Raw genomic sequence first — 12151 nt, 5'->3', positions numbered from 1 at the left:
CGTCAACGTCCAGCGGACTCCTGGTGCTGCCTTATGTCCGACGGTACCTTGCCGGGCCCCTCGTTCGGGCCCCCCTTGGCGCGGTTCGCTTTGACGTGAACCAGGCCAAACCGTGCCAAGGGGCGGCAGACGTTACAGCCTCTCGCCTCAACGCAGGCTCGAGTTGTCCATCTTCCGGGTGGTGATGATCTGGTCGATCAGGCCGTAGCTCAGCGCGTCCTCGGCCGTGAGGATCTTGTCGCGCTCGATGTCCTCGCGGATCTTCTCGACCGGCGTGGTGGAGTGCTTGGCCAGCATCTCCTCCAGCTGCGAGCGCATCCGCAGGATCTCGTTCGCGGCGATCTCCAGGTCGGAGACCTGCCCGCGGCCGGTCTCGCTGTACGGCTGGTGGATCAGAATGCGCGCGTTCGGCAGCGCCATGCGCTTGCCCGGCGTGCCGGCGGCGAGCAGGACGGCGGCGGCGGAGGCGGCCTGGCCCATGCAGACCGTCTGGATGTCCGGCTTCACGTACTGCATCGTGTCGTAGATCGCAGTGAGCGCCGTGAAGGAGCCGCCGGGGCTGTTGATGTAGACCGAGATGTCGCGGTCGGGGTCCATCGACTCCAGGCACAGCAGCTGCGCCATGACGTCGTTGGCGGAGGCGTCGTCGATCTGGACGCCGAGGAAGATCACGCGCTCCTCGAAGAGCTTCGCGTACGGGTCGTACTCGCGGATGCCCTGGGAGGTGCGCTCGACGAAGCGCGGAATGACGTACCGGGACTCGGCCTGCGGGCCGGTGTAGCGGCCCTGCGAGGCGCTCATGTCCTGCACGGCGTTCATACGGTCGTAGATCCCGCTGCCGGGGAACTGGTTCACGGTGTCTCCTGAAAAGGGCTGAGGCGGTCGGCTGGGGCTGTCGGGGGTCGCTGGGGCCCGGGAGGGCTCCGTGGGCCTCACGGGGCGCGACAGGCCCCGTGGGGACCGCTCAGGCCCCGGTGCCGCCGCCGCCCGGCATACCGGCGGCCGTCGTCATCACGTCGTCGATGAGGCCGTAATCCTTGGCCTCGAAGGCGTCGAACCAGCGGTCGCGGTCCGAGTCGCGGGTGATCTGCTCGATCGTCTGGCCGGTGTGCTGCGAGGTCAGCTCGGCCATGCGCTTCTTGGTGTGCAGCAGCCGCTCGGCGTGGATCTTGATGTCCGAGGCCGAGCCGGCGAGGCCGGCGGAGGGCTGGTGGATCAGGATCTCGGCGTTCGGCAGCGCGAAGCGCTTGCCGGGGGTGCCGGCGCTGAGCAGGAACTGGCCCATCGAGGCCGCGAGACCCATGGCGATGGTCACCACGTCGTTCTTGATGTACTGCATGGTGTCGTAGATCGCCATGCCGGCCGTGATGGAACCGCCGGGGCTGTTGATGTACAGGTAGATGTCCTTGTCCGGGTCGGAGGCAAGGAGCAGCAGCTGCGCGGTGATCTTGTTCGCGATGTCGTCGTCGACCGGCTGGCCGAGGAAGATGATCCGCTCGTTGAGCAGCCGGTTGTAGACCTGGTCGCCGAGGCCACCACCGATGGAAGGGTCGCCGGCGGCTGAGGGCATCAGATTCGTCACGTATCCACCTGCTCGTCTTACGACGGCGCCGGGCCGTCTCACGTTTCCCTAGGGGCTAGGAGCCGTTCGGGGACTCCACTGCCCTCGTATTCATGGACCCTAACGCGCGGGTCCCTTCGGGGAATCCCGGAGATGGGAGTGTTCGCCGGGGGCGTAGCGACTCGGGGGCTTGTACGACAGGAGGGCCCGGGGTTCACACCCCGGGCCCTCCCCACGATTCAACCGGTGCCGAGGGCTCAGCCCTCGGTCTTCTCCTCGGCCGGGGCGTCCTCGGCCGGGGTCTCCTCGGCGGAGGCCTCGGTGGTCTCCTCGTCCTCGTCGTCGAGGTCGATGATCTCGCCGTTGGTGTCCTTGACCGTGGCCTTCTCGACCACGACGGCCAGGGCCTTGCCGCGGGCGACCTCGCCGACCAGGAGCGGAACCTGGCCGCCCTCGACGACCGCCTGCGCGAACTGGTCGGGGGACATGCCGGAGGAGGCCGCACGGCGCATGAGGTGCTCGGTGAGCTCCTCCTGGTTGACGTTCAGCTTCTCCTGCTTGACGAGCTCGTCGAGCACGAACTGCGTCTTGATGCCCTTGACCGCGGCTTCCTTGGTCTCGGCGTCGAACTCCTCCTCGCTCTTGCCCTGGATCTCCAGGTACTTCGCGAGGTCGAGGCCCATCTGGCCGAGCTGGTGGTGCTCGAGGTTGTGCTTGCGGGTGTTGACCTCGTCCTCGAGCAGCTTCTCGGGGACCGGGACCTCGACCAGCTCGAGCAGCTTCTCCAGGACGCGCTCCTGGGCCTGCGTGGCCTGGTCGTACTGCTTCATGTTCTCGAGGCGCTTGCGGCTGTCCGCGCGCAGCTCCTCGATGGTGTCGAACTCGGAGGCGAGCTGCGCGAACTCGTCGTCCAGCTCGGGCAGTTCACGCTTGGCGACCTGGGTGACCTTGACGGTGACCTCGGCCTCCTTGCCGGCGGCGGAGCCGCCCTTGAGCTCGGAGGCGAAGGTGGCCTCGCCACCGGCCTCCAGGCCCTTCACGGCGTCGTCGATGCCTTCCAGCAGTTCGCCGGACCCGATGGTGTAGGAGACGCCGTCGGCGACCCCGTCCTCGAGGACCTCGCCGTCGACCTTGGCCTGCAGGTCGATGGTCAGGACGTCGCCGTCCTCGGCGGCACGCTCGACCGGGGCGGTGGAGGCGAAGCGCTCGCGCAGCTCCTCGACGGCCTTGTCGACGTCCTCGTCGGTGACCTCGACCGCGTCCACCTCGACCTCGATGCCGGAGAAGTCCGGGATCTCGATGGAGGGGCGGATGTCGACCTCGGCGGTGAAGTTCAGCGTCTCGCCGTCCTTCAGCTCCGTGATGTCGACCTCGGGCTGGCCCAGCACGCTGAGCTCGGCCTCGTTGACCGCGTCGGTGTAGAACTTCGGAAGCGCGTCGTTGACCGCCTCCTCCAGAACCGCACCGCGGCCGAACCGCTGGTCGATGACCCGGGCCGGGACCTTGCCCTTGCGGAAGCCCTTCACCGTGACCTGCTGGTTGATCTTCTTGTACGCCGCGTCGAGGCTGTCCTTGAGCTCCTCGAAGGGCACCTCGACAGTCAGCCGAACCCGGGTCGGGTTCAGGGTCTCCACGGCGCTCTTCACGGTTCGGTCTCCTTGTGGCTGACTTCTTGGTTTCTGCCGGGGCCAGAACGGCCCGGCGGATTTCGCCGCCCGGAGACTTCAGACGCTGAGACACACGGGCGTGCAGCTTGCATAGTAACGGCAGCGCCTACACCGCCCAAAAGCCGATCACGCGAGTGATCGGATGGGCGATCACGCGAGTGATCGGATAGGCGATCACGCGAGGTGATCGGGTGGCTGGTCGGGGTGGCGGGATTTGAACCCACGGCCTTCCGCTCCCAAAGCGGACGCGCTACCAAGCTGCGCCACACCCCGTCTGGTGCGAGACGTAGGGTACATGCCGACAGGCGGTGCGGCCGCCGCATTTCCCCAGGGTCCGTGCCGCCTCCGCTCCGGCGGGAATGCGGTGTGCGACGGAGGGGGCCGACCCGCTACGATGCCTTCAGTGCCGCGGTCACCCGACCTGCGGCGCGTGCTGTGCGGGCGTAGCTCAATGGTAGAGCCCTAGTCTTCCAAACTAGCTACGCGGGTTCGATTCCCGTCGCCCGCTCCATACAGCTCAGGGCCAGGCCAGAGGATCACTCCTCCGCCTGGCCCTGAGTGTTTCCGGGGGCCGCGTTCGGTCCGGCGTGTCCCCCGCGTGCCCCCGCGGCCAGGCGCACGAGCCGGGAGGGCGCACCACGCGTCTCCAGACACCGTGCGCCGTTCCAGCCCAGAGGCCATCGCGGGTCGCCTGTCAGCTGGCCCCGTACCGCCTGGCGACCCCGCATATCTCCCGCGCGGCGCTCGGCTGTTCCAGCAGCATCGTCCCGGCCTCGCGCCCGTCATGGTGGATGCGCAGTCGCGGACCCTCGGCGATCACACGCAATTCCGGCAGCGGATGCCGCCACAGCAAGGCGGTGCGTTCCCACATCTCCATGCTGCGGGTGGTCATGCGGAGTTGATATTGCGGGCCCTCATGGGCTGCCGGCGGGGTGTGCTCGGTGTACGGGGGCCGGACGGTGTAGGTGCCGAGCACCGTCTCCCCCGGCTCCAGGACCTCGTTTCGGATGCCGTGCTGACGGCCGATCTGCGCCCCGGTCCAGCCGGCGAGTCCCCCCGTCGGCAAAGCCCCGGCCACGACCGCCCACCACGGCAGGCCGGCCCTGATTCCGAAGCCGACCACCGCTGTCACCGCGAGGAATGCCGTCACGGCAGCGCCGAACAGCCTCGCGAGCCGGATCCGCCGGTCCCGCACTCGGTTCACGTCCCGTATCCCCCTCGGAGCTGCCGGTGTACCGCAACACTATGGGGTGCGAGGCAGGGCCGTACCCGCCCCGTGCCCGGCCGGAGAGGGAGCAGGGCGCGTCGCCCACTACGAGCATGAGGGCGGCCTCGTCACCGGTCAGAGGTCCCGGACGTCCACGGTGTAGACGGACCGGACGCCGTACGGGACGTACAGGGCATCACCGACGAGCAGGAGCGGTGCCCCGGAGGTGACGAGGATGCTGTCGACCCGGCCGCCGTCGTCGCGCCCGACCCGGGTGTCCTCGACTTTTCCGCTGTGCGCGTTCAGGGCCGCCAGGCGCCCGCTGGGCGAGGCGAAGTAGACGTGGGTGGCGGAGGCGGTCGGCGGCCCCTGCCGCTCCAGGGTGGAGTTGGATTCCCACAGCGTCCGCCCGGTGAGCGGAGAGACGGCGCGAACGCCTCCGCTGCTGCGCGTGAAGTAGACGGTGCCGCGGACCAGGTACGCCCTCGACGCCTCGGGCCGGGGCTTTGCCAGTCGGCGCACGGTGAGCTCGTGCGAGGAGACGTCGATCAGGGTGAGGCCGCGGGCCGTGGACATGCCGTCCGTGAACACCAGGCGCCCCTCCTGCAGGCCGAGCATCTGCAGGGCGCCCTCGGCCTCGACGGTCCAGCGGGCCTTCCCGGTGGCCGGGTCGATCTGGGAGACGGTGGTTTCGGCTGCTTTCTCGTCGTTCGCCTGGGTCGTGCAGATCAGGTAGGCACGGTCGGCCGCCGAGTCCAGCGTGCAGTCACCCTGGTCACCCGGCTCCGGCTGCCGCCAGCGGACCCTGCCGGTCTGCGCGTCGAGCAGGGCGTACTGGTCGCCCTGTGATCCGTAGAAGGTGACGACACCCTCGGACACGGCCGTCGCGGAGCCCCGGGGCCCCTCGGGGGCTCTCGCCATCTCGCCGCTGCCGGTCCCGGTCCGCCAGAGCTCCTTGCCGGTGCCGGCGGCCAGGGCGTAGATCGTGTACCTGGACCCCACGCCGCTCACGCCTTGCGCGTCCTCCGCCCCGTAGACGTAGACGCGACCGTCGCCGGTGCCGATGAGCGCGCCCTCGTCGCCGGAGGCACCGTCGGGTGTGGTGTCGACGGGCCGGCTCCAGGTGTTGCGGCCGTCGGCGAGACCGAAGCGGGTCGCCATGAGGTCGGATCCCGCGCACACGAGGGAGGCGTCGACGACGGAGCAGCTCTTGAAGGATGTGTCGGCCCCTCCCGGGCCGCCCTCGCTGTCCGCAGGAGACTTCGCCGTGGCGACCCACGGCTGCCAGCCCTCGGGGAGGTCGGCCGCCTTGGCGGTGGACGAGGGCGGGCGGTCGGTGTCGCGGATCAGGGTGACGGTGGCGGTGCCGAGTGCGGCGAGTGCGACGGCCGCCGCGGCCGAGACCAGCAGCAGTCCGCGTCTGCGGCGGCCGCGGGTGCGCTCGGCCTCGGGGGCCGGGGCCTCTGCCGGGTCGCGTGACGGCTGGTGCTGTTCCGTCGGGGTTCTGTCGGGCCGGGGGCGCCGTTCCTCGTCCCGCCCGGCGTCCGCCTCCTCGGGCAGCTGATGCGGCGTTTCGCCCCGCTCCGTGCGGGCCGCGTCGGGCCATGCCGTGCCGGCCGGCTCGGTCGGCCGTGCGCCCGGCCACGGACGTACGGGGCGCGCCGCGCCGGTGCCGGGCACGGGGAGCGGGCCTGGGGTGCCGCCTGTGCGGAGCAGTGTGAACAGTTCGTCCGCGGCGGGGCGGGACTTCTGGTGCTTCTCCAGGCAGAGGCGGATGAACGGAAGCAGTTCGTCCGGGACGCCGGTGAGGTCCGGCTCGCCCTCGACGACCCGCAGGGCCGTTTCGTAGGGGCTGGGGCTGTCGAAGGGGCCGCGGCAGGTGGCGGCGTAGGTGAGGACCGAGCCGAGGGAGAACATGTCGGCGGCCGGGCCGACGTCCTGGGGGGAGGCGAACTGCTCCGGGGACATGAAGGGCGGGGTGCCCATGACGCGTCCGGTCTGGGTGAGGACGTCGGAGGCGGCGAACTCGGCGGCGCGGGAGATGCCGAAGTCGATGACGCGGGGGCCGTCCTCGGCGAGCATCACATTCGCCGGCTTCAGATCGCGGTGGACGACTCCGGCGCGGTGGATGTCGCGGAGCGCCTCGGCGAGGCCGGCGGCGAGGTCGCGCAGGCGGGGCAGCGGGAGCGGGCCGTGTTCGCGGACGTGGGTGCCGAGGTCCGCGCCCGGTATGTAGAGCGTGGCCATCCAGGGGTGCGTGGCGTCGGCGTCGGCGTCCACGACGGGGGCCGTGAAGGCGCCGCTGACCTGGCGGGCTGCGGCCACCTCGCGGCGGAAACGGGTGCGGAACTCGTCGTCGTCGGCGTACTGGCTGTGCACGACCTTGATCGCGAGACGCCGGCCGGAGGCCGAGCGGGCCAGGTAGACCACACCCATGCCGCCGGAGCCGAGGCGGTCCTCGATGCGGTAGCCGCCCACCTCCGCCGGGTCAGAATCGCGCAGCGCCATCCCCGTACGTTCCCCCCGTCAGGCACCGTCCTGTGATCGGGGCGAGCGTAACCCGCCCCCGCACCGGGTCCGCAGCGCGGGGCTCGGGAGGGGTCGCTCCCGCCCGCCGGTCAGAAGCTGATGGAGTTGATGGTCGCCGCTATCGAGTTGAGGAACCGCTGGATGTCGTCGGCCATGCCGGTCGAGGCGAGGAAGAAGCCGAAGAGGACCGCCACGATCGCGGGACCTGCTTTGAGGGAGCCGCCTCTCAGCAACACCACAAGGATGATCGCCAACAGCAGCACCACAGACAGTGAAATGGCCACAACTGATCACACCCTCGGTCGGTCCGCTCTCCCGGCCCGGGGACGCGACCCCGCGCACCCCCGCCAGAACCATCGTGCCACCAACGTGGCCCGGCTATGCGGCCGGTGACGCATCGACCACACCCGTGTTGTCCCCACGCGCGCGTGGCGCCTGTGCGCAGGGCCCCGACACCGAGGAGTCGCACGGCAATTCGACGAGCCACCCCCACAGGAAATTCGATCGAATCGTTTCCGTCTCCACACAACGCGTTCGCCGCTAATTCGAATTGCCGCCACAAGCTCCCCAACAGCCTTGCCGGACAGCGGCCGAAGAGGGCGGAAGCGGACATTCCACTGGAGTCGCCTGCTGGTCTTATGCATCACTTAGTCCGGAAGTATCACGACAAGCCGGGCCTGGTCTGTGCCCACAATCCGCCCCGGACGATGTGTTCGCCATCACGCCGATGTGACGTCAACTCCACGTAATCCGGGGGTACCCGCAGCGAATAGCCAGGAATCACGTCCGGCGTTTTACGAATAGCTGCAGGGAACGCTAGGGTGCCTCAGATGTTCCACGCTGCCTCGTCCCCCGTACGCGCAGCGAGGTCCCGGATCGTCTCCCCGAGCACCTGGTGGGAGGGTCTGTGACGAACTCGCTGCGACCGAACGGCGACCGCAGGGCGCCACTTCCCCCGGCACAGTCGCCGGCCGACGGAGTGCCGAGCCCGCGCTCGCCGCAGAGCACGCAGAAGAAGCAGAACGGCAAGCAGCGCGACGCGTTCTTCGACAACGCCAAGTACCTCGCGATCGTGCTGGTGGCCATGGGCCACGCCTGGGAGCCGCTCAAGGGCGACAGCCGGATCCTCGAGGCGGCGTACCAGCTCGTCTACGCGTTCCACATGCCGGCGTTCATCCTCATCTCCGGCTACTTCTCGCGCAGTTTCGACATGCGGCCCGACCGGCTGAAGCGCCTGATCACCGGCGTGGCCGTGCCGTACATCATCTTCGAGACGGCCTATCCGCTCTTCAAGCGGGTCATCGACAACGACCCGCATCAGGAGATCAGCCTTCTCGACCCCTGGTACCTGACCTGGTTCCTGGTCGCGCTGTTCGTCTGGCGGCTGACCACCCCCATCTGGAACCTGGTGCGCTGGCCGCTGCCGCTCGCGCTGGGGCTGGCCATGCTGGCGACCGTCACCCCGGAGATCGGTGACGACCTGGATCTGCAGCGCGTCCTGCAGTTCCTGCCGTTCTTCGTGCTGGGCCTGGTCATGAAGCCCGAGCACTTCCACATGGTGCGCCGCCGTTCGGTGCGGATCGCCTCGGTGCCGGTGTTCGCCGTCGCGCTGGCCTTCAGCTGGTGGGCGGTGCCGCGCATGAACACCGCGTGGTTCTACCACCGTGACGCCGCGCAGGAGCTGGGCGCCCCCTGGTGGACCGGGCCGGTCATGGTGCTCGCGATGTTCGGCTGCTCCCTGGTGCTGACCGCCTGCTTCTTCGCCTGGGTGCCGCGCCGCCACATGTGGTTCACCGCCCTCGGCGCCGGCACGCTCTACGGCTACCTGCTGCACGGCTTCCTGGTGAAGGCCGGCGACTACCAGGGCTGGTTCGAGGCGTCCTGGATGCACCGGCCCGCCGGTGAGATCCTCGTGACCGCCCTCGCGGCCGCCGTGGTGACGGTGCTGTGCACCAGGCCGGTGCAGCGCGTCTTCCGCTTCGCCATGGAGCCGAAGATGGAATGGGCCTTCAAGCGGGACGCGGCCGAACTGGCCCGCGAACGCCAGAGCGCCGAGCGGCGCGAGCGCGAGCGCGAGACGGTCAACGCCTGACCCCCACAGCAGAATTCATCCGACGAGACCGAGAAGTACGCGCATCCGTGTGTACTTCTCGGTCAGTCGTTCACGGGTCCCCTCGTCGAGCACCGCGAGCCGGGCCGGGTCCGCGTTGTGCGCCAGGTCCGACTCCTTCACCAGCAGCGCGCCGGGCGTGGCGAGGATCCGCGCGGCGTACGCCTCCGGCGACTCCCCCGCCCGCTTGGTGACCGCCAGGACGATGTCCTTCGTACGGCTGCTCAGCGCCGCCTCGCGCAGCCACTGCGCGGAGAGAGCGTCGTCCTCGACGGCGTCGTGCAGCCAGGCCGCCGCGATCTGCTCCTCGTCGCCGCCCCGCGCCCGCACGCCCTCGGCAACGGCCTGGAGGTGTTCGGCGTAGGGCCGTCCCGCCTTGTCTGTCCGACCCGTGTGCGCGGCACGGGCGGCGGTCTCGACCTGGGCCAGGGTCATACGGGATGTCTCGGTCACCGCTCCAGTGTCCACCCGCCTCAGCGGGTCGCGGCAGCCGTCGGTCCCTCGCGGCAGATCAGCAGCAGGGCCCGGTCGTCGTTGACGTCCTTGGCCACGGACTCGATGAGATGCCAGGCGGCGCCGTGGAAGCCGCCGGCCACATAGCGGTCGGCCTCGCCGGTGAGGCGGTCGATGCCCTCGACGATGTCGCGGTCGGAGGTCTCCACCAGGCCGTCCGTGAACAGCATCAGCACGTCCCCGGGCCGCAGTGAGCCCTTCACCGGGTCGAACTGGGCACCGTCGTACACCCCGAGCAGCGGGCCCTCGGCCGTCTTCTCCTCCCAGCGGCCGCTGCCGGCGCTGAGCTGGAGGCCCGGCGGGTGGCCCGCGGAGTAGAGCTCGTAGTCGCCGGAGTCCAGGTCGAGGACCAGGTGGATGGAGGTGGCGAAGCCCTCGTCCCAGTCCTGGCGCAGCAGGTAGCCGTTCGCGGCCGGGAGGAACGCGTGCGGCGGGAGGGAGCCGAGCAGGCCGCCGAACGCACCGGACAGCAGCAGGGCGCGGGAGCCCGCGTCCATGCCCTTGCCGGAGACGTCGGTGAGGACGACCTCGAGCGTACGGCCGCCGTTGGTGCGCGCCGCCACCACGAAGTCGCCCGAGAAGGACTGGCCGCCCGCCGGGCGCAGCGCCATCTCCCGGTGCCAGCCGTCCGGCAGACCGGGCAGCTTGCTCTGCACCCGGATGCGCTCACGCAGGTCGAACAGCATGGTGCCGCCGCGCCGCCAGGGCACGCCCACCCGGCTGCGGAACTGCGCCAGCAGCAGTCCGAAGAACCCGCAGGCCGCGACCACCAGCACGACACCCGGGGTGACCCGGGACGGGCCCTCCGTGTACGGGCCGAGCTGCACCGCCTCCACGATCAGCGCCGTGGCCGCCGCCGCGTACAGGCCGAGCAGGCTCGCCGGGCGCAGCAGCAGCCCGCCCACGACGACGGGCAGCACCAGCGCGGCCGGTGAGAACCACACCGAGTTCGTCAGCGTCGCCGCCGCGATCAGGGGAACCATCAGGAGCAGACCGGCCAGGGCGATCCAGTCCGAGCCGTTGCCGCGGAAGTAGTCCACGGCGGCCCGGCGCACGCCGACGCGGACCCGGTGCCACTGCTTCTTCAACCGGGCCGTGAACGTCTCGGCTTCCGCGCGCCGCTCTCGTCCTGATGCCATTAGTTCGGGACCCTATCCATCGGACCAGCCGCTTGGCACCTGAGGTCCCACTTGTCCCCCGTCCGAGGGCCGACATCACAGTGAACTTCACAGCGAGCCGCCCTGCCGCCACCCGGGAGAAATTCCCTCGCTCGTCCCGCATTGCCCTGGTAGGCATGACTCATGGCAACTGACGCGAACGGCCTTTCGCCCGGCTTGCGGGTCCTTCGGAAGGACGATTGGGGCAAGTGGTACGACACCCTGGTCCGGGGCTTCGGAGGGGTGCCGGAGTCCACTGCGGAGCGGGAGTTGTGGAACTCGCTGACCGAGTTCGACCGTTCACTCGGTGTCTGGGACGGGGACGAGTGCGTGGGGACGGCCGGGGCGTTCAGCTTCCGGCTGACCGTGCCCGGCGGCGCGTCACTGCCGGTCGCGGGCGTCACGATGGTCAGCGTGGCCGCCACGCATCGCCGGCGCGGCCTGCTGACGTCGATGATGCGGCGACAGCTGGACGATGTGCGTGCGTGGGGCGAGCCGCTGGCCGTGCTCACCGCGTCCGAGCCGGCGATCTACGGGCGGTTCGGATACGGCAACGCGACCGTCTCGTTGACCGCTGAGATCGACACGACCCAGGTACGGCTGTCGGTGCCGGACGGTACGGATGACGTACGGGTGCGGTACGCGGCGCCGGCCGATGTGCTCGACGTGTGCGAGGCGGTGTACGCCCGGCTGGTTCCGGCGCGGCCCGGCATGCTGGCCCGGCGGCCCGGCTGGGAGCGGCTCGGGGTGCTCGATCCGGAGAGCGAGCGAGAGGGGGCGTCGCCCCTGCAGTGCGTGCTCGCCGAGCGGGGCGGGGAGACGGCCGGGTACGCGCGGTACCGCGTCAAGCCCGAGTGGGGGCCGTCCGGGCCCAACGGCACGGTCCTCGTCGAGGACTTGGCGGCGCTGGATCCCGCGGCTGACGCGGCGCTGTGGCGGTTCCTGTTCGGGATCGACCTGACGACGAAGGTGACCATGCGGGGGCGTCCGGTGGACGACGCGTGGCAGTACCTGGTGTCCGACCAGCGGCGGTGTCAGCCGCGGTTGCGGGACTCGCTGTACGTGCGCCCGGTGGAGGTGGGGGCCGCGCTGGAGGCGCGGACGTATCAGGCGCCGGTGGATGTGGTGTTCGAGGTGGAGGACGCCTTCTGCCCCTGGAACGCCGGGCGTTGGCGGTTGAGCGGGGACGCGAAGGGGGCGTCCTGCGAGCGTACGGCGGATGCGGCTGATGTCGCCCTGTCGGTACGGGAGTTGGGCGCGGCCTATCTCGGGGGTGTGTCGCTGGCCTCGCTGGCGGCGGCGGGACGGGTGCGGGAGGTCCGACCGGGGGCGTTGGCGGAGGCGTCCCTCGGCTTCGGGGTGGATGTGCCGCCGTGGCTGCCGCACGGGTTCTGACGCCCGGGCGGT

The 12151-nt window shown here is 70.2% G+C and carries 10 protein-coding genes and 2 tRNA genes; 3 read left to right on the top strand and 9 right to left on the bottom strand.

Features of this window, described 5'->3' with window-relative positions:
* Positions 1-147: 147 nt before the first annotated feature.
* The 4 genes from G3I77_RS01050 to G3I77_RS01035 form a co-directional block, all read right to left on the bottom strand.
* Entirely contained in the window at positions 148-855 is a 708-nt protein-coding gene (locus G3I77_RS01050; protein WP_308311351.1) for an ATP-dependent Clp protease proteolytic subunit, read from the bottom strand.
* Positions 856-964: 109 nt separating this feature from the next.
* The gene (locus tag G3I77_RS01045) at positions 965-1570 is read right to left on the bottom strand and encodes an ATP-dependent Clp protease proteolytic subunit (protein ID WP_248501432.1); all 606 of its coding nucleotides are present in this window, start codon (positions 1568-1570) and stop codon (positions 965-967) included.
* Between the two features lie 248 nt (positions 1571-1818).
* The gene (gene tig, locus G3I77_RS01040) at positions 1819-3207 is read right to left on the bottom strand and encodes a trigger factor (protein WP_248500495.1); all 1389 of its coding nucleotides are present in this window, start codon (positions 3205-3207) and stop codon (positions 1819-1821) included.
* Positions 3208-3424: 217 nt separating this feature from the next.
* Positions 3425-3501 (bottom strand) — tRNA-Pro (locus tag G3I77_RS01035).
* Between the two features lie 164 nt (positions 3502-3665).
* On the opposite strand from G3I77_RS01035, the gene G3I77_RS01030 reads away from it, so the two are divergent.
* Positions 3666-3739 (top strand) — tRNA-Gly (locus G3I77_RS01030).
* A 183-nt stretch (positions 3740-3922) separates the two neighbouring features.
* Here G3I77_RS01030 and G3I77_RS01025 read toward each other — a convergent pair.
* From G3I77_RS01025 to G3I77_RS01015, 3 genes are all read right to left on the bottom strand, one after another.
* The gene (locus G3I77_RS01025; RefSeq protein WP_248500494.1) at positions 3923-4432 is read right to left on the bottom strand and encodes a hypothetical protein; all 510 of its coding nucleotides are present in this window, start codon (positions 4430-4432) and stop codon (positions 3923-3925) included.
* 138 nt (positions 4433-4570) lie between these two features.
* Entirely contained in the window at positions 4571-6943 is a 2373-nt protein-coding gene (locus G3I77_RS01020; RefSeq protein ID WP_248500493.1) for a PQQ-binding-like beta-propeller repeat protein, read from the bottom strand.
* A 110-nt stretch (positions 6944-7053) separates the two neighbouring features.
* Positions 7054-7248 carry a hypothetical protein gene (locus tag G3I77_RS01015; RefSeq protein WP_248500492.1) on the bottom strand — a complete coding sequence of 65 codons (195 nt, stop codon included), beginning with the start codon at positions 7246-7248 and terminating at the stop codon, positions 7054-7056.
* A gap of 623 nt (positions 7249-7871) precedes the next feature.
* Between G3I77_RS01015 and G3I77_RS01010 the strand changes: the two genes are divergently transcribed.
* Positions 7872-9056: an acyltransferase family protein gene (locus G3I77_RS01010; RefSeq protein ID WP_248500491.1), complete on the top strand. Its 1185-nt coding sequence runs from the start codon at positions 7872-7874 to the stop codon at positions 9054-9056.
* A 15-nt stretch (positions 9057-9071) separates the two neighbouring features.
* Here the strand turns inward: G3I77_RS01010 and G3I77_RS01005 are convergent, their stop codons facing one another.
* Both G3I77_RS01005 and G3I77_RS01000 read right to left on the bottom strand, forming a co-directional pair.
* On the bottom strand, positions 9072-9509 hold the full coding sequence (locus G3I77_RS01005) for an HD domain-containing protein (RefSeq protein ID WP_248501431.1): 438 nt from the start codon (positions 9507-9509) through the stop codon (positions 9072-9074).
* 38 nt (positions 9510-9547) lie between these two features.
* Positions 9548-10726 (bottom strand): PP2C family protein-serine/threonine phosphatase, encoded by a 1179-nt coding sequence (locus G3I77_RS01000; protein WP_248500490.1) that lies wholly within the window; start codon positions 10724-10726, stop codon positions 9548-9550.
* A gap of 162 nt (positions 10727-10888) precedes the next feature.
* Here G3I77_RS01000 and G3I77_RS00995 point away from each other — a divergent pair, with 162 nt between their 5' ends.
* Positions 10889-12139 carry a GNAT family N-acetyltransferase gene (locus tag G3I77_RS00995; protein WP_248500489.1) on the top strand — a complete coding sequence of 417 codons (1251 nt, stop codon included), beginning with the start codon at positions 10889-10891 and terminating at the stop codon, positions 12137-12139.
* Positions 12140-12151 lie beyond the last annotated feature (12 nt).

The organism is Streptomyces sp. D2-8 (assembly GCF_023184515.1).
Lineage (GTDB): Bacteria > Actinomycetota > Actinomycetes > Streptomycetales > Streptomycetaceae > Streptomyces.
The sequence above is the reverse complement of the archived record's forward strand: the minus strand, read 5'-3'. Positions and strand labels throughout refer to the sequence as shown.

Bases quoted from the DNA above. Each gene is read 5' to 3' on its own strand.
- G3I77_RS01000 (WP_248500490.1), bottom strand. From the start codon at position 10,726: ATGGCATCAGGACGAGAGCGGCGCGCGGAAGCCGAGACGTTCACGGCC.
- G3I77_RS00995 (WP_248500489.1), top strand. From the start codon at position 10,889: ATGGCAACTGACGCGAACGGCCTTTCGCCCGGCTTGCGGGTCCTTCGG.
- G3I77_RS01020 (WP_248500493.1), bottom strand. From the start codon at position 6,943: ATGGCGCTGCGCGATTCTGACCCGGCGGAGGTGGGCGGCTACCGCATC.
- G3I77_RS01045 (WP_248501432.1), bottom strand. From the start codon at position 1,570: ATGCCCTCAGCCGCCGGCGACCCTTCCATCGGTGGTGGCCTCGGCGAC.
- G3I77_RS01005 (WP_248501431.1), bottom strand. From the start codon at position 9,509: ATGACCCTGGCCCAGGTCGAGACCGCCGCCCGTGCCGCGCACACGGGT.